Genomic DNA, 22,267 nt, shown 5'->3' on the forward strand with positions numbered 1-22,267 from the left:
TCCCGCTTCCCCTCTCCAGGGGCGGACGCCGGGCTGGCGGCGTCGTGACGCGCTCGGTCTCCCGTCAGGAGGCGGTGGCGTCGGAGCCCAGCGTGAGCTGGACGGTGTGGCTGCTGCCGCCGCGCTGGTAGGTGAGCGTCACCTTGTCGCCGGGGCGGTAGGCGCGGATCGTCGCGACCAGCGAGTCGGCGCCGGTGATCTGGTGGTCGTCCACCTTGGTGATCACGTCCCCGGTGTGCAGCCCCGCCTTCTGGGCGGTGGAGGCGGTGCTGACCGCGCGGACCTGGGCGCCCTCGCCGAGGTCGAGCCGGCCGGTGGTCGCCGCGTCGGAGACCGAGATGCCCAGCCGCGCGTGCGTCGGGGTCTCGCCGTTCTCCATCTGCTGCACGATCGGCATCACCTCGTCGATCGGGATCGCGAAGCCGAGCCCGATCGAGCCCGACTCGCCGGAGGCGGTGGTCTGGCCGGCGGTGCGGATCGAGGAGTTGATGCCGACGACGCGGCCGCTGAGGTCGGCCAGCGGGCCACCGCTGTTGCCCGGGTTGATCGCGGCGTCGGTCTGGATCGCGGGGTAGACGGTGCTGTTGCCCTGGCTGTCCGAGCCCACGTCGACGGGCCGGTTCAGGGCGCTGACGATCCCGCTGGTCACGGTGGACTCCAGCCCGAACGGCGAGCCGACCGCCACCACGACCTGGCCCACGGCCAGGTCGCCGGAGTTGCCGATCGTGGCCGGGGTCAGGCCGCTGACGCCCTGGGCCTGGATCACCGCGGTGTCGGTGAGCGGGTCGGTGCCGAGGATCTTGGCCGGGGCGGTCGAGCCGTCGTTGAACGAGACCTCGATCTGCCCGGACTGGCCGGCGATCGCGACCACGTGGTTGTTGGTGAGGATCTTGCCGTCGGCGGACAGGATGATCCCGGAGCCCGAGCCCGCCGCCTGGGGGCCGGCCACGTCGATCTTCACCACCGAGGGCAGCACCTCCTGGGCGACCTGCTGCACCGAGCCGTCGGGCGCCGGCTGGGTCGGCGCGGACACCACCTGCGAGGTGGCGGCCGTCGTGGTGCCACCGCCCGGGCCGGAGCCGTTGCCGCCCCACTGGTCCCAGGCGGCGGCGCCGGCCACTCCCGCCGCCCCGCCCACGAACAGGGACGCCGCGACCATCGAGGCGGCGAGCGTCCGGCCGCTCCGACCGCGCGGCGCGCCGCCGGCGGGCGGCAGGGGGGAGCCGCCCGGGGGGACGTAGGGCGGCTGTCCCGGGGGAGGCCCAGCGGGACGCGCGCCGTACGGCGGAGTGGGGGTCGGCCTTTCGTTCGAGGACGGGACGGAGGGAGTGTCGGTCATGAGTACGAGATTGCCGTGCGCTCCTGTGACATTCCTGAGACTGGGCTGCACGCAAGTGAAGAACCCGGCCGCGCGTTGTCGTGGGCGGTGGCCTGCGTCACAATCGGCCCATGACCGCCGCCCCCGCGCCCCGCTTCGTCGACGACCGGCTGGCCCACTGGGCGGAGGCGAACCCCGACGGGGAGTGCCTCACCTACCTCGGCCGGACCTGGAGCTGGGCGGAGTGGCACGACCGGGTGCGCCGCAACGCCGGCGGCCTGCAGGCGCTGGGCATCGGGCGGGGCGACGTGGTGGCGTTCCTCGACCGGAACCACCCCGCCTGCGTCGAGACCACGCTCGCGGCCGGCTCGCTCGGTGCGGCCAACGCGATCATCAACTGGCGGCTGGCCGGGGACGAGGTCGACTACGCCGTCAACGACAGCGGGGCCCGGGTGCTGGTCGTCGGCGCCGAGCTGGCGCCGCTGGTCGAGCGCCTGCGGGACCGGCTGCCCCGGGTGGAGCGGGTCCTCGTCGTGACCCCCGACGGCGGGGACGGCGACGAGTACGAGGCCTGGCTCGCCGCGTCGACGCCCGTCGGCCGCGGCAGTGAGGTGGACCCCGACGACCCCTGCCTGGTGATGTACTCCTCGGGCACGACCGGCCACCCCAAGGGGGTGCTGCTCAGCCACACCAACATGGTCGAGCACACGCTCAACGCCCACGACGGGTGGGAGTTCGAGCCGGGCGACAAGAACATGGTCTCGATGCCGCTGTTCCACGTCGGCGGCTCGTCGTACATCCTCTTCGGGCTGCACGACGGCGTGCCGAGCGTCATGACCCGCGACCCCGACGGGCCGTCGCTGGCCGCCGCGATCCTCGCCGGCGCGAACCGCACGTTCCTCGTGCCGGCCGTGCTCGCCCAGGTCCTGCAGGCCGGCCCGGAGGCGGTCGCGCTGTTCGGCCGCCTCAAGACCTACACCTACGGCGCGGCGCCGATGCCGCTGCCGCTGCTGCGCGCCGCCATGGAGGCCTGGCCGGACACCGAGTTCATCCAGGTCTACGGGCTGACCGAGGTGGCCGGCGTCGCCACCCACCTGATGCCCGAGGCGCACCGGGACGCCGCGCACCCCGAGCGGCTCCAGTCGGCCGGGCAGCCGATCCCCGGGGTCGAGGTCCGCGTGGTCGACCCGGCCAGCCTCGAGGACGTGCCGGCCGGCGAGCACGGTGAGATCTGGCTGCGGACCCGGCAGCTGATGCGGGGGTTCCTCGGCAAGCCCGAGGAGACCGCGCGGGTGGTGACCGAGGACGGCTGGTTCCGCACCGGCGACATCGGCCGGGTCGACGAGGGGGGCTTCGTCTTCATCGAGGACCGGCTCAAGGACATGATCATCAGCGGCGGCGAGAACATCTACTCACCCGAGATCGAGCGCGTCCTCGCCGAGCACCCCGCGGTCATGGAGGTCGCGGTGATCGGCGTGCCCGACGACCGCTGGGGCGAGGTGGTCAAGGCGGTCGTGGCGCTGAAGCCGGGGGCCGCGGCCACCTCCGAGGAGCTGATCGCCCACTGCCGCGAGCACCTGGGCCACTTCAAGTGCCCGCGGTCGGTGGACGTCCTCGAGGCGCTGCCGCGCAACCCCACCGGCAAGATCCTCAAGCGCGAGCTGCGGGCGCCGTACTGGCAGGGGCACGACCGCGCCGTCGTGTGAGCCCGCGCGGCGGCTCAGACCGGCAGGCCGCGCTTGCGCAGCGCGAGTCGCAGCTGCGTGGCGTCGGTGAAGACGATCCCGTCCATGCCGGCGGCCACGGCGGCCTCGACGTTGGCGGCCCGGTCGTCGACGAAGACCAGCCGGCCCAGGTCCCGGCCGGTGCGGGCGCGCACCACCTCGAAGATCCGCGGGTCCGGCTTGGCCAGGCCCTCGGTGCCGGAGACGACGACGTCCTCGAGCAGCGCAAGGAAGTCGAAGAGCCGGGGAGCGTGGGCGTGGTAGAGCTCGTCGGACCAGTTGGTCAGGCCCCACATCGGCACCCCGGCCGCGTGCAGCTCGCGCACCAGCGCCACGCTGCCCGGCACCTCCCCGCGCAGCGAGGCGGGGAAGTGGGCGCGGTAGGCCAGCGCGTGCGGCGCCCAGTGCGGGTGCGTACGGCGCACCTGCGCCTCGGCCTCCTCCCACGGCTGCCCGGAGTCGGGGCCGTGGTTCCAGGCGTGGAAGTCGAAGTCCTCGGCCTCCAGGAACGCTCGCGCCTCCTCGACGCCGACGCCGGCGGCGATCGCGCCGAACGGGTCCCAGTCGATCAGGACGTTGCCCAAATCCCACACGACCCCGGACGGCGAGCCGTCCGGGGTCGTGGGGTGGTTGCTCGGGTCGGTCACTTCCACCGCTCGGAGGCGGGCACGAAGTCCAGCTTCCGGTCGCCGGTGTAGATCTGCTTCGGACGAGCGATCTTCTGCTCCTTGTCCTGGGTCAGCTCCAGCCACTGGGCCAGCCAGCCCGGCGTACGGCCGATGCCGAAGAGGACCGTGAACATCTCCGGCGGGAACTGGAACGCCTCGTAGATCAGGCCGGAGTAGAAGTCGACGTTCGGGTAGAGCTTGCGGCTGACGAAGTACTCGTCCTCCAGCGCGATCTTCTCCAGCTCCTGGGCGATCTCCAGCAACGGGTTGACGCCGGTGACCTCGAAGACGTCGTCGCAGGCCTTCTTGATGATCTTCGCGCGCGGGTCGTAGTTCTTGTAGACCCGGTGGCCGAAGCCCATCAGCCGCTCGTTGCCGTCCTTGACGCCCTGGATGAAGGCGGGGATGTTCTCCTTCGACCCGATCCGGCGCAGCATCCGCAGCACCGCCTCGTTGGCGCCACCGTGCAGCGGGCCGTAGAGCGCGGCGACGCCCGCGGCCACCGCGGAGTACGGGTCGACCTGCGAGGAGCCGACCGACCGCACGGCGTTGGTCGAGCAGTTCTGCTCGTGGTCGGCGTGCAGGATGAACAGCACGTCGAGGGCCTTGACCAGGCGCTCGTCGGCCTCGAACTTCTTCTCGCTCATCTTGAACAGCATCGAGAGGAAGTTGGCCGTGTAGGACAGCTCGTTGTCGGGGTAGACGAACGGCTTGCCCTGCGCGTGGCGGAACGACCAGGCGCCGAGCGTGGGCATCTTCGCGATCATCCGGACGATCTGCATGTGCCGGTTGTCGGCGTCGGAGATGTTGCGGGCGTCGGGGTAGAAGGTCGAGAGCGCGCCGACCGAGGCCATCAGCATCCCCATGGGGTGGGCGTCGTAGCGGAAGCCCTCCATGAAGGTCTTGATGTTCTCGTGCACGAAGGTGTGGTACGTGATCTCGTGGACCCACGAGTCGTACTCCGCCTTCGAGGGCAGGCTGCCGTGGATCAGGAGGTACGCCACCTCGAGGAAGTTGGACTTCTCCGCGAGCTGCTCGATGGGGTAGCCGCGGTACTCGAGGATCCCGTTGTCGCCGTCGATGTAGGTCACGGCGCTGCGGCACGAGGCGGTGTTGACGAAGCCCGGGTCGTAGACCGCCAGGCCGCCACCGTCCTCTCCCGCCTTGATCTTGCCGAGGTCGGCAGCCCGGACGGTGCCGTCGGTGATCGGGACGTCGTACTCCTGTCCGGTGCGGTTGTCACGGACGGTGAGAGAATCAGTCACCCCGTCAACCTAGTCCCATGCCTCCAGCGGGGCGAATCCAGGGTCCGTGAGGTTTTGACCCGCGGGGACGCGTCCCCGTACTCTTGACGGTCGCGACTCCTGCCGCGTCCCGCCCGCCTGCTGTGCGGTCGGGGTGCAGTCCCGGAGGCCCGGTCCACCGCGACCGGGCGAGCCGGGCCGTGTTCGTCAGAAGCCGCCGCAGCACCACCCGCCCGGGCAGACCCGGGACGGGATCTACGAACGAAGAAAGCAGATCCGCCGTGCGCACGTACAGCCCCAAGCCCGGTGACATCCAGCGCGACTGGCACGTCATCGACGCCACCGACGTGGTCCTGGGCCGCCTCGCCGTCCAGACCGCCAACCTCCTGCGTGGCAAGCACAAGCCCATGTTCGCGCCCCACGTCGACACCGGTGACTTCGTCATCATCGTCAACGCGGAGAAGGTCGCGCTCTCGGGCACCAAGAAGACCACGAAGATGGCCTACCGCCACTCCGGCTACCCGGGCGGCCTGAGCGCCACCCCGATCGGTGAGCTGCTGGAGAAGGACGCGCGCAAGGCGATCGAGAAGGCCGTCTGGGGCATGCTCCCCAAGAACCGGCTCGGCCGTCAGACGCTGAAGAAGCTGAAGGTCTACTCGGGTCCGACCCACCCGCACCAGGCCCAGCAGGCCAAGCCGTTCGAGATCTCGCAGATCTCCCAGTAATCCCAGAAAGCCTGAGTGAGGAACACAGTGTCTGAGAACACCGTCGAGGAGACCTACGAGGTCAACGAGCAGGGCGTCGCCTACAGCTCGGAGAGCGCCCCGTCCGCCGACACCGCCCAGCGTCCGGCCACGATCGCCCCGGCCGCGGCCACCGGCCGTCGCAAGGAGGCCGTGGCCCGCGTGCGCATCGTGCCGGGCACCGGCGTGTGGACCGTCAACGGCCGCACCCTGGACTCCTACTTCCCGAACAAGCTGCACCAGCAGGTCGTCAACGAGCCCTTCGCTGCCCTGCAGCTCGAGGGCCGCTTCGACGTCATCGCCCGCATCCACGGCGGCGGCATCACCGGCCAGGCCGGCGCGCTGCGCCTGGGCGTGGCCCGCGCGCTCAACGCCATCGACGTCGAGTCCAACCGCCCGACGCTGAAGAAGGCCGGGCTGCTGACCCGCGACGCCCGCGTGATCGAGCGCAAGAAGGCCGGTCTGAAGAAGGCCCGCAAGGCGCCGCAGTTCAGCAAGCGCTGATTCCGGATAGTTTGGGACGCATGTCGCCCAGACTCTTCGGCACGGACGGGGTCCGGGGCCTGGCCAACGGTGATCTCACCGCTGAGCTGGCCCTGGACCTTTCCGTTGCCGCCGCCCACGTCCTGGGGGAGTCCGGTGCCTTCGAGGCCTCGGCGCACCCGGGCCGCCCGCTCGCGGTCGTCGGCCGGGACACCCGGGTCTCGGGTCAGTTCCTCGAGGCCGCGGTCGTCGCCGGCCTGGCCTCCGCCGGCGTCGACGTCCTCCTGCTCGGCGTGCTGCCGACCCCCGGGGTGGCGTACCTGACCGGCGCCCTCGGCGCCGACCTCGGTGTGATGCTCTCGGCCTCCCACAACGCGATGCCCGACAACGGCATCAAGTTCCTGGCCCGGGGCGGCAAGAAGCTCGACGACGCCGTCGAGGTGGCCATCGAGGCCCGGATGCGCGAGCCCTGGCAGCGGCCGACCGGCGGCGGCGTGGGCCGCGTGAACGTCCACCCCACGGCCGTGGAGGACTACGCCGCCCACCTCGACTCCACGGTGGAGCACTCGCTCGCCGGGCTCACGATCGTGCTCGACTGCGCCGAGGGCGCGGCCTACGACGCCGGTCCGCGCGCCCTGCGCGAGGCGGGCGCCACGGTCATCCCGATCCACGCCCAGCCCGACGGCCTGAACATCAACGACGGCTGCGGCTCGACCCACCTCGAGCCGCTGCGCAAGGCGGTCCTCGAGCACGGCGCCGACGCCGGCTTCGCCCTGGACGGCGACGCCGACCGCTGCCTGGCCGTCGACCACGACGGGGAGGTCGTCGACGGCGACCAGATCCTCGCGGTCCTCGCGCTGGGCATGTCCGAGGCCGGCACGCTGGCCCGCAACACCGTGGTGGCGACCGTGATGAGCAACCTCGGCTTCGTCAAGGCGATGCGGGCCGCCGGGGTCGGCGTACGCCAGACCAAGGTCGGCGACCGTTATGTGCTCGAGGCGATGAAGGTCTCCGGCTACACCCTCGGCGGTGAGCAGTCCGGCCACGTGATCATGAGCGAGCACGCCACCACCGGCGACGGGATCCTCACCGCCCTGCAGGTGCTGGCGCGGATGGCCTCGACCGGCCGGACGCTGCAGGACCTCGCGGGGGTCGTGAGCCGGCTGCCGCAGGTGCTGGTGAACGTGCCGGACGTGGACAAGGCGCGCGCCGACGAGGACGCCGTGCTGGCCGCGGCGCTGGCCGAGGAGGAGGCCGCGCTCGGCGACTCCGGCCGGATCCTGCTGCGGCCCTCGGGCACCGAGCCGCTGGTGCGGGTGATGGTCGAGGCCGCGACGTACGACGAGGCCCACCTCGTCGCCGGCCGGCTCGCCGAGGTCGTCCGGGCCCAGCTGGCCCTCTGAAGCCCCTGGCCCTGGCCGGCGAGCCGGCCGACGCCGACGAAAACCCTTTCCGTCGCCAGGCCCGGCCTTCCTAGGCTCAGCGGCGTGACCGGGATCGAGCTGCGGGCCTGCGGGCCGACCGACGAGGCGACGCTGCGCGACTGGTGGGCGGTGGGCCGGGCGGCGAGCGTGGAGCGGCCCTTCGACGCCTGGCCGAGCTGGGAGGCGATCCGCAAGAAGTTCGCGACGCAGCGCCACGACGGCCACGCCGTACGACTCGCCGCGCTGCTCGACGGCCGGGTGGCCGGCGCCTCCAGCCTGTGGTGCTTCGACCTCGACAACACCCACCTCGCCCAGATCGAGATCTGGGTCCATCCCGACGCGCGCCGGCGCGGGGTCGGCTCCGCGCTGCTCGCGGACGCCGAGGCCCGGGTCCGCCGCGAGGGACGCACCACCATGGTGGCCACCGCGTTCGCGCCGGTCGGCGCCGAGAGCCCGGGGTCGCTGTTCGCGGGCGCGCGCGGCTACGCGGTCGCCAGCCACGAGCAGACCAAGCTGGTCGACCTGCGGAGGGCGCCGGCCGGCTGGGCTGCGCTGGACGAGCAGGTCGCGGCCGCGCTCGGCCACTACCGGGTCGTGGTCGCCGAGGAGGCCGTGCCCGAGCAGTACGTCGGGGACTTCTGCGGGCTGCTCTCGGCGTTCCTGGGCGAGGTACCCACCGGGGACCTGGACCTGACGCCGGTCAGCTGGTCGCGCCGGCGGGTCAGGGACACCGAGGAGCGGTTCCGTCGCGAGGGGATCGTCAACGTCTACGGGCTGGCGGTGGCGCCGGACGGCCACCTGTGCGGCTTCTCCGACCTCCGCGTGTCGCGCGAGGACCCGCGCCACGCCACCGTCGGGGGGACCCTGGTGCTGCCCGGCCACCGCGGCCACCGGCTCGGCCTGGCGATGAAGCTCGGCACGCACCGGCGGGTGGTCGAGCTGTTCCCGGGCTGCGAGCGCGCCGAGACGGGCAACGCGGGGGTCAACGCCGCGATGAACGCGGTCAACGAGCAGCTGGGCTACCGGGTCGTCGAGCGCGCGCTCGACCTGCAGAAGCGGCTGTGACCCCGGTCCGGGTCACAGCTTGCGGACCCGGACGTAGCGCACCGAGTGGTCGCGGTCCTTGCGCAGCACCAGCGTGGCGCGAGACCGGGTGGGCAGGATGTTCTGGCTCAGGTTGGGCCCGTTGATGGTGTCCCAGATCCGCTCCGCCTCCGCGACGGCCTCCTCCTCGGTGAGCCCGGCGTACTTGGAGAAGTACGACCCCGGGTCGCGGAACGCGGTCTCCCGCAGCCGCAGGAAGCGGTCGACGTACCAGCTGCGGATGTGGCCGGTGCCGGCGTCGACGTACACGCTGAAGTCGAAGAAGTCGCTCAGCGTCAGCCCGGTGCGGCCGTCGTCGCGGGTCCGCGCGGGCTGCAGCACGTTGAGGCCCTCGATGATGACGATGTCCGGCCGGTTGATCACGACCTTCTGGTCGGGGACCACGTCGTAGACGAGGTGGGAGTACGTCGGGGCCTCGACCTCGTCCTTGCCGGACTTGATGTCCACGACGAACCGCAGCAGCGCGCGGCGGTCGTAGGACTCCGGGAAGCCCTTGCGCTGCAGCAGCCCCCGGCGCTCCAGCTCGGCGTTGGGGTAGAGGAAGCCGTCGGTGGTCACCAGCGCGACGTTGGGGTGCTCGGGCCAGTGGGCGAGCATCTGTTGCAGCACGCGCGCGGTGGTCGACTTGCCCACGGCCACCGAGCCGGCCAGGCCGATCACGAACGGGGTGCGCGGCGGGACCCGGCGGTGCAGGAAGTCCTCCTGCTGGCGGTGCAGCCGGCCCGCGGACTCGACGTACAGGCTGAGCAGGCGGGAGAGCGGCAGGTAGACCTCCTCGACCTCCTCGAGGTCGAGCTGGTCGCCGAGGCCGCGCAGCCGCCGGACCTCGTCGGCGGTCAGCGGGCTCTCGGTCTCCTGGGCGAGCGCCGCCCACGCCGAGCGGTCCAGCTCGATGTACGGCGAGGTCTCGCGGCCCAGGTCCTCGGAGCCGTGGTGGTGCCCACCGTTGCCAGACATGCGGGGGATTCTTGCACCCCGGCCGGGGCGGCGGTCGGGGCCCCGCGCCCGTCCGGAGGCGGCGGGCCCGGCGCCGGCGCCGGCTCTCGTAGAGTGGCGCCCATGTGCGGAATCGTGGGCTACGTCGGCGAGAAGCAGGCGCGAGACGTCGTCATCGAGGGACTGCGCCGTCTGGAGTACCGCGGCTACGACTCCGCCGGGATCGCGCTGGTCGACGGCGGGACCATCTCCTGGGCCAAGCGGGCCGGCAAGCTGGCGAACCTCGAGAAGGCGATCGCCGACCGGCCGCTGGCGGCGTCGACCACCGGCATCGGGCACACCCGCTGGGCCACCCACGGCGCCCCCAACGACGTCAACGCCCACCCGCACCTGGGCGCCCGCGGCCGGCTGGCGCTGGTGCACAACGGCATCATCGAGAACTTCGTCGAGCTGCGCACCGAGCTGGAGGACGCCGGGCACGAGCTCGTCTCCGAGACCGACACCGAGGTCGCCGCGCACCTGGTCGAGCGGGAGCTCGACGCCGGCGCCGACCTGACCACCGCGATGCAGCGGGTCTGCTCCCGCCTGGAGGGGGCGTTCACGCTGGTGGCGCTCGACGCCGCGGACCCGGCCCGGGTGGTGGCCGCGCGGCGGAACTCGCCGCTGGTGGTCGGCCTCGGCGAGGGCGAGAACTTCCTCGGCTCCGACGTGGCCGCGTTCATCGAGCACACCCGCGAGGCGATGGAGCTGGGCCAGGACCAGGTCGTCACGATCACCCGCGAGGGGGTCGGCGTGACCGGGTTCGACGGCCGCCCGGCCGAGGGCCGGCGCTACCACGTGGACTGGGACCTCTCGGCGGCCGAGAAGGACGGGCACGACTGGTTCATGCGCAAGGAGATCTTCGAGCAGCCGCGCGCGGTGGCGGACTCGCTGCTGGGCCGGCGTACCTCTGCGGGCCTGTTGCAGCTCGACGAGATGCGGCTCTCCGACGACGAGCTGCGCGAGACCGACAAGATCATCATCATCGCCTGCGGCACCTCGTTCTACGCGGGCATGGTGGCCAAGTACGCCATCGAGCACTGGACCCGGATCCCGGTCGAGGTCGAGCTGGCCTCGGAGTTCCGCTACCGCGACCCGATCCTGACCGCCTCCACGCTGGTCGTGGCGATCAGCCAGTCCGGCGAGACCGCCGACACCCTGCAGGCGATCCGGCACGCCCGGCTGCAGCGCTCGCGGGTGCTGGCGATCTGCAACACCAACGGCTCCACGATCCCGCGCGAGTCCGACGCGGTGATCTACACCCACGCCGGCCCGGAGATCGGCGTCGCCTCGACCAAGGGCTTCCTGACCCAGCTGGTGGCCTGCTACCTGCTGGCGCTCTACCTCGCGCAGGTCAAGGGCACCCGGTTCGGCGACGAGATCACCGAGGTCGTCGACCAGCTGGACTCGATCCCCGGGCACCTCCAGCAGGTGCTGGACGACGCCGAGAGCGTCTACGCGCTGGCCCGCGAGCACGTCGACTCGCGGTCCGTGCTGTTCCTGGGCCGGCACGCCGGCTACCCGGTCGCGCTGGAGGGCGCGCTCAAGCTCAAGGAGCTGGCCTACCTGCACGCCGAGGGGTTCGCGGCCGGCGAGCTCAAGCACGGCCCGATCGCGCTGGTGGAGGAGGGGCTGCCGGTGCTCTGCGTGGTGCCCCCGCGGGGCCGGGACCAGCTGCACGCCAAGATGCTCAGCGGGATCCAGGAGGTGCGAGCCCGCGGCGCCCGCACGATCTGCCTGGCCGAGCACGGCGACGACACGATCGCGCCGTACGCCGACGTGCTGGTGCGGCTCCCGCAGGTGCCGGTGCTGCTGCAGCCGCTGGTCGCCGTCGTGCCGCTGCAGCTGTTCGCGTGCGAGCTGGCCACGGCGCTCGGCCACGACGTGGACCAGCCGCGGAACCTCGCCAAGTCCGTCACGGTCGAGTAGAAGGTGGCCGTGCTCGGCGTCGGCATCGACGTCTGCGACATCGCCCGGTTCGAGGCGTCGCTGTCCCGCACCCCGGGTCTGCTGGAACGACTGTTCACCCCGCACGAGCGGGACCGGCCGCCGGCGTCCCTGGCCGCCCGGTTCGCCGCGAAGGAGGCGCTCGCCAAGGCCCTCGGCGCCCCGGTCGGCATGGCCTGGCACGACGCGGAGGTGGTTACGGAGGACTCCGGCCGGCCCCGCTTCGACCTGCGCGGCACCGTCCGCGCGCGCGCCGACCAGCTCGGCGTGGCCTCGGTCCACCTCTCGCTCTCCCACGACGCGGGCATCGCCTCCGCCGTCGTCGTCCTCGAGTCCTAGCTCCTCGGCTCCTGGCGCCTCGGTCCTGGCGCCGGGGCGCGTGCGGGGGCGCACCACCCGGTTAGGTTGGCGGCATGAGGAGCGCGCACACGGTGGAGCAGGTGCGGGAGGCCGAGGCGGCGCTGATGGCCCGGCTGCCCGAGGGGGCGCTGATGCAGCGGGCCGCCGCCGGGCTGGCGTACGCCGTGCTCGACCTGCTCGGCTCGGCGTACGGCCGACGGGTGCTGCTGCTGGTCGGCTCCGGCGACAACGGCGGCGACGCGTTGTACGCCGGGGCGGTGCTCGCCCGCCGCGGCTGCCGGGTCGAGGCGTGGCTGCTCGCGGACCGCGCCCACGAGGGCGGCGTCGCCGCGCTGCGGGCCGCCGGCGGCCGCGTCGCGCGGTTCAGCGGGCCCCCGGGCGCCCCCGCCACCACCCGCGCCGAGGCACCCGAGGTGGTCGTGGACGGGATCGTCGGCATCGGCGGCCGCGGCGGCCTGCGCGAGGAGGCGGTGGCGGCGCTGCGGGCGGTCGCGGGCGTTCCCATCGTCGCGGTCGACACGCCCTCCGGCGTCGAGGTCGACACCGGCGAGCTGGCCGGCGAGCACGTCCGCGCGGCGCTGACCGTCACCTTCGGCACCCACAAGGTCGCCCACCTCGTCGACCCGGCCGCCGCGGCCTGCGGCGCGGTGCAGCTGGTCGACCTCGGCCTCGACCTGCCGCCCGCCGCGGTCGAGGCGCTGCAGCCCGGCGACGTCGCGCGGCTGGTGCCGCGACCGGCGCCGCACGCGCAGAAGTACACCCGCGGGGTGGTCGGCGTCCGCTGCGGCTCGGCCGAGTACCCCGGGGCGGGGCTGCTCAGCGTGGCCGGGGCGGCGACCGGCCTGTGCGGGATGGTGCGGTACGTCGGGGACCGGGAGGTGGCCGACCGGGTGCGCGAGGCGCACCCCGAGGTGGTCGGCGCGGGCCGGGTCCAGGCCTGGGTCGTGGGCTCCGGCGGCGGCGACGACGCCGGCCGGTCGCTGGCCGACGCGGCCGAGGACGGCGTACCGCTCGTCGTCGACGCCGACGCCCTCGCCCACGTGCGTGGTCCGCTCGAGGTGCCGGCCGTGCTCACCCCGCACGCCGGCGAGCTGGCGGCCATGCTCGGGGTGGACCGGGCCGGGGTCGAGGCGCGCCCGCTGCACCATGCCCGGCTGGCGGCGGACCGGTTCGAGGCCGTGGTCCTGCTCAAGGGCCGGCACACCCTGGTCGCGTCCCCCGAGGGTCCCGTGCGCGTCACCACGACCGGCGTGCCCTGGCTGGCGACCGCCGGCGCCGGGGACGTGCTCGGCGGCCTCGTCGGCGCGCTGCTCGCCGCCGGCCTCGAGGCGTACGACGCGGCCTCGGTCGGCTCGTGGCTGCACGGGGCGGCGGCCACGCTCGCCTCGGCCGGCGGGCCGATCGTCGCGGGCGAGGTGGCCGGCGCCGTGCCGGCCGTGGTCAGGGGACTGCCGTCCCGCGGATGACGGGGCGGCGACCGGGGCCGGCCCGGTGATGGGAGAATCGCGCCCATGAGCCCCGCCGCCCGCGCCGAGATCGTGGTCGACGTGGCGGCGATCCGGCACAACGTCGCGGCGCTGCGCCGGGCGGTCTCGGCCGAGCGGCCGGTGCAGATGATGACGGTCGTGAAGGCCGACGGCTACGGCCACGGGATGGTCGAGTCGGCGCGCGCGGCGCGGGCGGCGGGCGCGGACTGGCTCGGTGTCGCCACCCTCGACGAGGCGATGGTGCTGCGTGCGGCCGGCGACCCGGGCCGGGTGCTGTGCTGGCTGACCGTGCCCGGCGAGGACTACCGGCCCGCGGTGGAGGCCGACGTCGACCTCACCGCCTACACCGAGACCGGGCTGGCCGAGATCGCCGCGGCCGCCCGGGCCGTCGGCCGGGTGGCGCGGGTCCAGCTCAAGGTGGACACCGGCCTGTCCCGGGGCGGCGCCACGCTCGAGGACTGGCCGGCGCTGGTCGCGGCCGCCCGGCGGTGCGAGCAGCACGGTGACGTCGTCGTGACCGGCCTCTGGTCGCACTTCGCGTGCAGCGACGAGCCGGGCCATCGCGCCAACGAGGCGCAGGAGCGCGCGTTCCGCGACGCCCTGCAGGTCGCCGAGGCGGCCGGCCTGCGGCCCGAGGTGCGCCACCTGGCCAACTCGGCGGGCGCGCTGCTGCGCCCCTCGGCCCGCTTCGACCTGGTCCGTTGCGGGCTGGCGTCGTACGGCCTGGATCCCGCGCCCGGCCACACCGCCCACCTCTGGCCCGACCTCGGCCTGGTGCCCGCCATGACCGTCCGCGCCCGGCTGGCGCTGGTCAAGCCCGTCGCGGCCGGCGCCGGCGTCTCCTACGGCCACACCTGGACCGCCCCGACCGCGACCACGCTCGGGCTGGTCCCGGTCGGCTACGGCGACGGCGTCCCCCGGCACGCCTCCAACGCCGCCGAGGCCTGGGTCGACGGGAAGCGCCGGCCGGTGCGCGGCCGGATCTGCATGGACCAGTTCGTCGTCGACCTGGGCGGGGACGACGCCCGGGCGGGGGACGAGGTGCTGCTGTTCGGCCCCGGCACCGGGGGGGAGCCCACCGCCCAGGACTGGGCCGCCGCCTGCGGCACCATCTCCTACGAGATCGTCACCCGGATCGGCGGCCGGATGGCCCGCCGCCACGTCGACCGTGACCAACGAATCGAGGCATGAGCATGCGTCGCAGGATCCTCGGCCTGGCCGCGGGTGCGGCCGGGCTGGCGGCGGCCGGCACCGCCGTCGAGGTCGCGCGCCGGCGCCGCCGGATCGTCGCGCGACGAGGCGCGGGGGACCGGGTCGCGTTCGGCTCGCTGCGCTCCCGCCCGGTCACGGTCGTCGCCGACGACGGCGTACCCCTGCACGTCGAGGTCGACGAGGTCGACGCGGCCGAGGCGGCCGAGGCGGCCGACGGCTCCGGCTCCGACGAGGGGGGCGGGCACCCGCTCCTGACCGTGGTCTTCTGCCACGGCTACGCGCTGAACCTGGACTGCTGGCACTTCCAGCGCGCCGCCTACCGCGGGCTGGTCCGCGCCGTCTACTACGACCAGCGCAGCCACGGCCGCTCCGGCCGGTCCACGCTCGGCCACGCCACCATCGACCAGCTCGGTCGCGACCTCAAGCGCATCCTCGACGAGGTCGTGCCCGAGGGGCCGGTGGTGCTCGTCGGGCACTCGATGGGCGGGATGAGCATCGTGGCGCTCGCCGAGGAGTTCCCCGGACTGTTCGGCGACCGGGTCGCCGGCGCCGCGCTGATCTCCACCACCGCCGGCGGCCTCGACCCCAGCCGGGTGCTGCTGCCGGTGCTGCCGATGGCGGTCGGCAGCGCGCTGACCCACAGGGCGGTCGCGATCCTCGCTCGCGGTCACCGCAGCGTCGACCGGCTGCGGCGGCTGGGCCGGGGCGTGGCGATGGTGGCCACCGACGTGTGGGCCTTCGGGGACGCGGTGCCGGCGTCGTACGTCGACTGCGTGGACCAGATGCTCTCCCACACACCGTTCGAGGTGGTGGCGGAGTTCTTCCCGTCCTTCCGCACGCTCGACAAGTTCCACGCGGTGGCCGCCCTCGCCCACGTGCCCACCGCGATCATCTGCGGCACCGCCGACCGGCTCACCTCGGTCGGTCACAGCCGCAAGCTGCACGCCCACATCCCCGGATCCACGCTGCTGGAGTGCGAGAAGGCCGGACACATGGTGATCCTCGAACGACACGACCAGGTCAACGCAGAGCTCGACCAGCTGCTGGCCGCGGCGGCCGAGGTGGTGGACCGCAAGTGAGCCTGGAGATCCGTCAGGTGGGACCGGGTGAGGCCGAGGCGGTCCGCGCGGTGGTGCTGCCCGCCTTCGAGGCGCGCCAGCGGCTGGACCCGCCCGCGGCAGCGCTCAGCGAGAGCCTCACCGAGCTGGCGGCGATGCTGGCCAACGGCGCCGGCGGCCTGGTGGCCCGGTTCGAGGGCCAGGACGTCGGGGCGCTCGTGCTCGACCCGGTGGGCAGCACGATGTACCTGCGGCGGTTCGGTGTGCTGCCCACCGCTCAGGGCCACGGGATCGCCAAGGCGCTGATCGACGCCGCCGTCGACGCCTCCCACGGCTTCGACGACCTCACCGTGGTGGCCCGCGAGGAGCTCCCGAAGACGATCCGCTTCTGGGAGCGCCAGGGCTTCCGGGAGATCCGGCGCTTCTCGCCGAACGTCGAGCTGCGGCGACCGCTGCGCACCTTCCTCTTCGACGCCCCCGACGCCGCGACCATGCGCGAGATCGGCGAGGCGCTCGCCGGCCAGCTGGTCGCCGGCGACCTGCTCGTGCTCAGCGGCGAGCTCGGTGCCGGCAAGACCACGTTCACGCAGGGCATCGGTGCGGGCCTGCAGGTGCGCGGCGACATCACCTCGCCGACGTTCGTGATCGCCCGGGAGCACCCGTCCCTGGTGGGCGGGCCCGCGCTGGTGCACGTCGACGCCTACCGGCTCGGCGGGATCGAGGAGCTCGACGACCTCGACCTCGACACCTCCCTCGACGACTGCGTGACCGTGGTGGAGTGGGGCGAGGGCGTCGCCGAGGGGCTCGCGGAGTCGCGGCTGGAGGTGCGGATCATCCGCGCGCTGGCCGACGAGGAGCCCGACTCCGAGCTCGACCCGCGCCGGGTGCTGATGACCCCGATCGGGCCCCGCTGGTACGAGATGGAGGAGCTGTCCCTGCAGCGCGCGCCGCTGGCCGAGAAGCTCAACGAGAACCTGCTGCTGGACTTCCGGCGCTGCGAGGAGGACGACCTCGCCGACCTCGACCCGTCGCTGCCGCTGCCGCTGGCGCTGCTGGCGGCCGAGCACGAGGGCGGCGTGGTGATGGTCCACCACGCCTGGCGCGACGAGTGGGAGCTGCCCGGCGGCCGGATCGGAGACGACGAGACCGCGCGGGAGGCCGCGATCCGCGAGTTCCGCGAGGAGACGGGGGTCGAGCCGGGCGCGGTCGAGTTCGTCGGCGTGGGCACGGTGCAGGTGGGCCACGAGCGGCGCATCGAGCTGGTCGCGGTCTACCGCGCCGCGCTGGGCGGCCCGGTCGAGTTCGCCCCGGGCGAGGAGTTCGACGGGGTCCGCGCCTGGCACGCCGACACCGGGCTGCCCGGGCTGCCCGGGCTGTCGGCCATCGACGCCCATCTCGCGGTGCTCGCGGTCGAGCCGCTCCCCGACGAGGAACGGGTCGCGGCGGCCGAGTAGCCACCGGGCAGTAGCCTCGACCCGTGCTGCTCGCCTTCGACACCGCCACGCCGTACGTCTCGGTCGCCCTGCACGACGGTGAGGACGTCGTGGCGGAGCTGACCGCCGAGCGCCCGATGAAGCACGGCGAGCAGCTCGCCCCGCTGATCGACGCGGCGATGGATCGGGCCGGGATCGTCCGGCAGGACCTGACCGCGATCGCCGTGGGCGTGGGGCCCGGTCCGTTCACCGGGCTGCGCGTCGGGCTGGTGACCGCGCGGACGCTGGCGTTCGTGCTGGAGATCCCCGTCTACGGCGTGTGCTCGCTCGACGTGCTCGCGGTCGAGGCCGTCGACACCGGCGCGGTGGACCGCGAGTTCGTGGTCGCCACCGACGCCCGGCGCAAGGAGGTCTACCTCGCGTCGTACGACGCCGACGGGGTCCGCCTCGACGGACCCGTGGTCGACCGGCCGGCGGTCGTGGCGACCGACGCCCCGGTCGTGGGCGAGGGCGCGGTGCTCTACCCCGAGGCGTTCCCGCACGCGGTCGGCCCGGTCCGGCCGGGCGCCGGCTGGCTGGCCCGGGTGGTCACCGACGAGCGGGCCGAGCTCCGCGACCCCGAGCCGCTCTACCTGCGCCGTCCGGACGCGGTCGCGCCGGGCGCCCGCAAGCTCGTCTCCTAACCGCCGCCGAGACCCCGCCATGACCCCCGGCACGGCCCCCGGCACCGCCCGCGTCCGCGACGCCGCGCCCGCTGACGCCGCCGCCGTCGCCGGCCTCGAGCAGCGCAACCTCGGCATCGACGCCTGGTCCGAGGGGCTGGTGGCCGAGGCGGTGGCGAACCGGCTGCCCACCCTGCGGGTGCTGGTCGCGGAGGCCGAGGAGCAGGTGGTCGGCTTCGCGGTCGCCAGCATCGTGGCCGGCACCGCCGAGCTGCAGCGGATCGCGGTCGACCGCGCCCACCGGCGATCCGGCCTGGCCGGGGCGCTGCTCGCCCGCGTGCGCGAGCTCGCCGTGGACGGAGGCGCCGACCGGCTGCTGCTGGAGGTGCGCGAGGACAACGCCGGCGCGATCGCGTTCTACGAGACGCAGGGCTTCGGCGAGGTGGGCCGGCGCCGGCGCTACTACAAGGACGGCGCCACCGCGGTCGTCCTAGCCCTGGGGCTGCCCCGCACCGAGCTGGCCTGAGCGGGCCGGGCCCGATCCGAGCTCGCCTGATCCGGCCGGGCCTGATGCGAGCTCGCCTGATGCGAGCGGGCCCGACGAGAAGGTGTGCTCGACGACGTAGCCGAGCCGTCGATAGATCGCCAGCGCCGGCAGGTTGTCGACGTACACCCCCAGCGTCGCCACTCCCGAGGCGCCGGCCTGCGCCCGCCGGGTGAGGGCCGCGGACAGCGCCCCGCCCAGCCCGCGGCCGGTGTGCGACGGCAGCACCGACACGCCGCGCAGGTGGCCGGTCCCGTCGGCCTCGCGGCGCAGCGCGCCGACCGCGACCAGTCGCCCCGCCTCGCGGATGCCGAGCCAGCACTCGATGCCCGGCGTGCCCGGTCGGGCGAACGAGCCCGGGTTGGCGACGTCGAGGACGGCGTCGACCTCGGCCGGGTCGTCGGCCTCCTCGACACGCACGGTCGGCCCGCCGCCCGGCCCGACGACCGGCCCGGCGCCCGGCCCGACGACCGGCCCGACGACCGGGCGGTCGCTGAGCATCCAGTGCCAGTGGCCCTGCCGGGTGAACGACCAGGCCGCCGGCACCCCGTCGTACGACGGGTCCTCGACGCTCAGCCGGCCCGGGCGCACCCCGGCCTCGGCCAGCGCCGCCATCAGCGGCACCAGGTCCTCGGGCGGTCCCAGGCAGGTCAGCACCGGGCCGGACAGCACCTCGCCGGGCCGCCCCCGGTGGTTCTGCACCACCACCGCCCGACCGGAGACCCAGGCCCGATCGGTGGCCGCCGGGTCGACCTGGTGGCGCACGAACGGCGTGGTGGACGTCGCCGCCAGCCGGTCCGCCGGCACCTCCCGCACCCCCGTCACAGCGGACATCCTCGCCCCCGTCTCGGCAGGACGCGGCCCCGCCCCGCACAATGGGCCCGTGAGCGAACCCCTGGTCCTCGGCATCGAGACGTCGTGCGACGAGACCGGCGTCGGCCTCGTGCGCGGGCACACCCTGCTCGCCGACGCGGTCGCGAGCAGCGTCGAGGAGCACGCCCGCTTCGGCGGCGTGGTGCCGGAGGTCGCGAGCCGGGCCCACCTCGAGGCAATGGTCCCGACCATCGAGCGGGCCTGCGAGACCGCCGGCGTGCGACTGCACGACGTCGACGCGGTCGCGGTGACCAGCGGTCCCGGCCTGGCCGGCGCGCTGCTCGTCGGCGTCGCCGCCGCCAAGGCGCTGGCGATCGGGCTCGGCAAGCCGCTCTACGGCGTCAACCACCTCGCCTCCCACGTCGCCGTCGACCAGCTCGAGCACGGACCGCTCCCGGAGCCCTGCCTGGCGATGCTGGTCAGCGGCGGTCACTCCAGCCTGCTGCGGGTCGAGGACGTCACCACGGGCGTCGACCCGCTGGGCTCCACCATCGACGACGCGGCGGGGGAGGCCTTCGACAAGGTCGCCCGGCTGCTCGGACTGCCGTTCCCCGGCGGGCCGCACATCGACCGCGCCGCCCGCGAGGGCAGCAGCGTCTACATCGACTTCCCGCGCGGGCTGACCTCGCGGCGCGACCTCGAGCGGCACCGCTTCGACTTCTCGTTCTCCGGCCTGAAGACCGCGGTGGCCCGCTGGGTCGAGGCCCGCGAGCGGGCCGGGGAGCCGGTCCCGGTGAACGACGTGGCCGCCTCGTTCCAGGAGGCGGTCTGCGACGTGCTGACCCGCAAGGCCGTCGACGCCGCGGTCACCGAGGGCATCGACCACATCCTCATCGGCGGGGGCGTGGCCGCGAACTCCCGGCTCCGCTCGATGGCCGAGGAACGCGCCACCGCCCGGGGGCTGCGGGTGCGGGTGCCCCGGCCGGGGCTGTGCACCGACAACGGCGCGATGGTCGCCGCCCTCGGCGCCGAGATGGTGGCCCGCGGCCGCACCCCCTCCGCGCTCGACCTGCCCGCGGACTCCTCCCAGCCGGTCACCAGCGTCCTGGTCTGACGCCCGGGCCGCGCCGAGTCGGCGCTGGTTGACGCCGGGGCCACGCCGAGTCGGCGCTGGTTGACGCCGGGGCGACGCCGAGTCGGCGCTGGTTGACGCCGTACGGCGGTGCCGGGCGTCAACGAGCGCCGACTCGGCGATCACTCGGAGAAGACGTACTCGGCCCGCATCTCGGGGTTCCCGCCCGGGGCCGGCCCGGCCACGACCTGGGGGTCGTGACCGTCCAGGCCCACCTTCTCCAGCGACCAGGCGTTGCTCTTCGTGTCCACCACCCCCGCGACGAGGTGCTCCGCGTCCGACCACGCCACCCGGCTCACCGCAGCGTCCGGCCCGGCGGGCTCGAAGCCGGTGACCTGCTGCAGGTTCAGGTCCAGCACGGACACGCCGGCCACCATGTTGTTCTCGTAGTACCCGCCGAGCAGGTGAGCGCCGTCCGGGGCGAACGCCAGCGAGTAGACGTCGCAGTTGCGCGCCACCACCTTCTCGGCGACCGGGTCGTAGAGGCCGGAGCAGCCCAGGTCGTGGCCCTGGGTCGCCGGGAACGTGGCCGCCCAGAGGTGCCCGTCGGGGCTGACGTCCTCCACCCGCAGCGGTTCGCTCGTGTGCAGGTCGTGGAATCCCTCGGGGGTCAGCTCCCCGCTGGTCGAGGTGCCGTCGCCGACCAGCAGGTGCTGGGCGTCGAGGACGGCGTCGATGCTGCCCGCGGCCTCGCCGGGCATGGGGATGCCGGGCAGCTCGGTCGGCACCGCCGCCCCGGTCGCGAGCACCCGGACGGTGAAGTCCTTCGCGACCCATGCCACGGCGTGGTCGTCGGCGCTCATGGTGATCGCGTTGCTCTGCACCGGGTACTGCTCGTCCAGGGTCCCGTCGGCCGAGTAGACGCGGACCGCGTAGGGCTTCGACAGGCCCATGACGATCCGGCCGTCGGTGAGTACGCCGTAGTTCGCCACGTCGGAGTTGTCGACACCCACCCGGACGGTCCTGCCGTCCGGCATCGTGACCTCGCCGTCGTGCAGGACCGCGGTGTGCGCGGTGCGGGGAAGTGAGGGAGCGGGCTGCGGCGGGTCGGCCCGGTCCAGCCGGCCGGACAGCGCCGCGGGCACCACCGCGACCACCGCCACGGCCGCGGCGAGCGCACCGACGGCCGCTGCCCGGCGGCGGCGTCGGATCGAGCGCGCCTTGCCGCGCACGTCCTCGAAGGAGAGCGGGGCGCCGTGGATGTGCTCCGCGTGGCGCTCCAGCTCCCGGACGAAGGTCTCCTCGGTCATCGCTCCTCCTCCGTGTCAGTCGTGGCGTCGTGGTCGTGGGGTCGGTGCCTGGGGTCGAGGTCGGCAGGGGTCCGCAGTCGCAGGGACGCCAGCGCCCGGCTGGTCTGGGACTTCACGGTGCCGACCGAGATGCCGAGCACCTCGGCGGTCTCGGCCTCGGACAGCTGCTCGTAGTAGCGGAGCACGACCACGGCACGAGCCTTCGGCGGCAGGGTCTGCACGACCGCCCACACGGCGGCGCCGAGCCCCTCGTCGTACGCGTCGAGGACGGGCGCACCCTCCGGGACCCGGTCGGTGGCGTGCTCGCGACGCTTCCAGGGGCGCCGCCACAGCGAGTTGTTCTCGTTGACCATGATCCGGCGGACGTAGGCGTCCACGTGGTCGCGGTCGCGCACCCGGTCCCAGGCGAGGTAGAGCTTGGCCAGCGAGGTCTGCAGCAGGTCCTCGGCCTGGTGCCGGTCGCCGGTCAGCAGGTACGCCGTGCGCAGCAGGCGCGGCTGCCGTGCCTCCAGGTAGGCCGTGAAGTCGGCGTCGCGGTCGAGCTGGCGCACCGTCGCACCGTCCCCCCGTCCCGCACCCGAGTGTGCTGTGGTCTGCATTGTCTCCTCCGTCCTCACGGGGGAAGGACGCGGGCGCGCCTCGGGAGGTTGCATCCGACCGGCCGGCCGCCGACCACTGCCTCCCTA

Annotated in this window: 21 protein-coding genes; 14 read left to right on the plus strand and 7 right to left on the minus strand. The window is 74.0% G+C overall.

Going from position 1 to position 22,267, the window contains the following annotated elements; genetic code table 11:
- Window positions 1–64 precede the first annotated feature (64 nt).
- A complete protein-coding gene (locus tag BJZ21_RS04100) occupies window positions 65–1,159 on the minus strand; it encodes a S1C family serine protease (protein WP_246298447.1) in 1,095 nt (364 codons plus the stop codon).
- Window positions 1,160–1,449: 290 nt separating this feature from the next.
- Here BJZ21_RS04100 and BJZ21_RS04105 point away from each other — a divergent pair, with 290 nt between their 5' ends.
- Entirely contained in the window at window positions 1,450–3,024 is a 1,575-nt protein-coding gene (locus tag BJZ21_RS04105) for a long-chain-fatty-acid--CoA ligase (protein WP_179662582.1), read from the plus strand.
- Between the two features lie 14 nt (window positions 3,025–3,038).
- Here BJZ21_RS04105 and BJZ21_RS04110 read toward each other — a convergent pair whose 3' ends face one another.
- Both BJZ21_RS04110 and BJZ21_RS04115 read right to left on the minus strand, forming a co-directional pair.
- On the minus strand, window positions 3,039–3,689 hold the full coding sequence (locus tag BJZ21_RS04110; protein ID WP_179662583.1) for an HAD-IA family hydrolase: 651 nt from the start codon (window positions 3,687–3,689) through the stop codon (window positions 3,039–3,041).
- Window positions 3,686–4,975: a citrate synthase gene (locus BJZ21_RS04115; RefSeq protein ID WP_179662584.1), complete on the minus strand. Its 1,290-nt coding sequence runs from the start codon at window positions 4,973–4,975 to the stop codon at window positions 3,686–3,688. The genes BJZ21_RS04110 and BJZ21_RS04115 overlap by 4 nt, the downstream gene beginning before the upstream one ends.
- A gap of 260 nt (window positions 4,976–5,235) precedes the next feature.
- Between BJZ21_RS04115 and rplM the strand changes: the two genes are divergently transcribed.
- From rplM to BJZ21_RS04135, 4 genes are all read left to right on the plus strand, one after another.
- A complete protein-coding gene (rplM, locus tag BJZ21_RS04120; RefSeq protein WP_179662585.1) occupies window positions 5,236–5,679 on the plus strand; it encodes a 50S ribosomal protein L13 in 444 nt (147 codons plus the stop codon).
- 27 nt (window positions 5,680–5,706) lie between these two features.
- A complete protein-coding gene (gene rpsI / locus BJZ21_RS04125) occupies window positions 5,707–6,201 on the plus strand; it encodes a 30S ribosomal protein S9 (protein WP_179662586.1) in 495 nt (164 codons plus the stop codon).
- Window positions 6,202–6,221: 20 nt separating this feature from the next.
- Entirely contained in the window at window positions 6,222–7,583 is a 1,362-nt protein-coding gene (gene glmM / locus BJZ21_RS04130; RefSeq protein ID WP_179662587.1) for a phosphoglucosamine mutase, read from the plus strand.
- An 84-nt stretch (window positions 7,584–7,667) separates the two neighbouring features.
- Window positions 7,668–8,669: a GNAT family N-acetyltransferase gene (locus BJZ21_RS04135; protein ID WP_179662588.1), complete on the plus strand. Its 1,002-nt coding sequence runs from the start codon at window positions 7,668–7,670 to the stop codon at window positions 8,667–8,669.
- Between the two features lie 12 nt (window positions 8,670–8,681).
- Here BJZ21_RS04135 and coaA read toward each other — a convergent pair whose 3' ends face one another.
- Window positions 8,682–9,665 carry a type I pantothenate kinase gene (coaA, locus tag BJZ21_RS04140; RefSeq protein WP_179662589.1) on the minus strand — a complete coding sequence of 328 codons (984 nt, stop codon included), beginning with the start codon at window positions 9,663–9,665 and terminating at the stop codon, window positions 8,682–8,684.
- Between the two features lie 102 nt (window positions 9,666–9,767).
- Here coaA and glmS point away from each other — a divergent pair, with 102 nt between their 5' ends.
- The 8 genes from glmS to rimI all read left to right on the plus strand — a co-directional run bounded on the left by glmS (window position 9,768) and on the right by rimI (window position 18,368).
- A complete protein-coding gene (gene glmS / locus BJZ21_RS04145; RefSeq protein ID WP_179662590.1) occupies window positions 9,768–11,612 on the plus strand; it encodes a glutamine--fructose-6-phosphate transaminase (isomerizing) in 1,845 nt (614 codons plus the stop codon).
- Between the two features lie 3 nt (window positions 11,613–11,615).
- Window positions 11,616–11,969 (plus strand): holo-ACP synthase, encoded by a 354-nt coding sequence (locus tag BJZ21_RS04150; RefSeq protein ID WP_179662591.1) that lies wholly within the window; start codon window positions 11,616–11,618, stop codon window positions 11,967–11,969.
- Between the two features lie 74 nt (window positions 11,970–12,043).
- Complete coding sequence (locus tag BJZ21_RS04155) at window positions 12,044–13,456, plus strand: bifunctional ADP-dependent NAD(P)H-hydrate dehydratase/NAD(P)H-hydrate epimerase (RefSeq protein ID WP_179662592.1); 1,413 nt, start codon at window positions 12,044–12,046, stop codon at window positions 13,454–13,456.
- Between the two features lie 45 nt (window positions 13,457–13,501).
- A complete protein-coding gene (gene alr, locus BJZ21_RS04160) occupies window positions 13,502–14,668 on the plus strand; it encodes an alanine racemase (RefSeq protein WP_179662593.1) in 1,167 nt (388 codons plus the stop codon).
- Complete coding sequence (locus tag BJZ21_RS04165) at window positions 14,665–15,768, plus strand: alpha/beta fold hydrolase (RefSeq protein WP_179662594.1); 1,104 nt, start codon at window positions 14,665–14,667, stop codon at window positions 15,766–15,768. Before alr ends, BJZ21_RS04165 begins: the two co-directional genes overlap by 4 nt.
- Complete coding sequence (gene tsaE, locus BJZ21_RS21920) at window positions 15,765–17,201, plus strand: tRNA (adenosine(37)-N6)-threonylcarbamoyltransferase complex ATPase subunit type 1 TsaE (protein ID WP_179662595.1); 1,437 nt, start codon at window positions 15,765–15,767, stop codon at window positions 17,199–17,201. The genes BJZ21_RS04165 and tsaE overlap by 4 nt, the downstream gene beginning before the upstream one ends.
- A 23-nt stretch (window positions 17,202–17,224) precedes the next feature.
- Window positions 17,225–17,863 carry a tRNA (adenosine(37)-N6)-threonylcarbamoyltransferase complex dimerization subunit type 1 TsaB gene (gene tsaB, locus BJZ21_RS04175; protein WP_179662596.1) on the plus strand — a complete coding sequence of 213 codons (639 nt, stop codon included), beginning with the start codon at window positions 17,225–17,227 and terminating at the stop codon, window positions 17,861–17,863.
- Between the two features lie 19 nt (window positions 17,864–17,882).
- Window positions 17,883–18,368 carry a ribosomal protein S18-alanine N-acetyltransferase gene (gene rimI, locus BJZ21_RS04180; RefSeq protein ID WP_179662597.1) on the plus strand — a complete coding sequence of 162 codons (486 nt, stop codon included), beginning with the start codon at window positions 17,883–17,885 and terminating at the stop codon, window positions 18,366–18,368.
- Here rimI and BJZ21_RS21655 read toward each other — a convergent pair.
- Window positions 18,333–19,211: a GNAT family N-acetyltransferase gene (locus tag BJZ21_RS21655; protein WP_179662598.1), complete on the minus strand. Its 879-nt coding sequence runs from the start codon at window positions 19,209–19,211 to the stop codon at window positions 18,333–18,335. The two genes, rimI and BJZ21_RS21655, sit on opposite strands and share 36 nt — an antisense overlap.
- Window positions 19,212–19,269: 58 nt before the next feature.
- Here BJZ21_RS21655 and tsaD point away from each other — a divergent pair, with 58 nt between their 5' ends.
- Window positions 19,270–20,313, plus strand: coding sequence for a tRNA (adenosine(37)-N6)-threonylcarbamoyltransferase complex transferase subunit TsaD (gene tsaD, locus BJZ21_RS04190; protein WP_179662599.1), 1,044 nt, complete (start codon window positions 19,270–19,272; stop codon window positions 20,311–20,313).
- 140 nt (window positions 20,314–20,453) lie between these two features.
- On the opposite strand, the gene BJZ21_RS04195 is transcribed toward tsaD, so the two are convergent.
- Window positions 20,454–21,581, minus strand: coding sequence for a WD40 repeat domain-containing protein (locus BJZ21_RS04195; protein WP_179662600.1), 1,128 nt, complete (start codon window positions 21,579–21,581; stop codon window positions 20,454–20,456).
- Window positions 21,578–22,132: a SigE family RNA polymerase sigma factor gene (locus BJZ21_RS04200; RefSeq protein WP_343051952.1), complete on the minus strand. Its 555-nt coding sequence runs from the start codon at window positions 22,130–22,132 to the stop codon at window positions 21,578–21,580. Before BJZ21_RS04200 ends, BJZ21_RS04195 begins: the two co-directional genes overlap by 4 nt.
- Window positions 22,133–22,267: the final 135 nt, after the last annotated feature.

Origin of the sequence: Nocardioides panaciterrulae, assembly GCF_013409645.1 — a bacterium.
Taxonomy (GTDB): Bacteria; Actinomycetota; Actinomycetes; order Propionibacteriales; family Nocardioidaceae; genus Nocardioides; species Nocardioides panaciterrulae.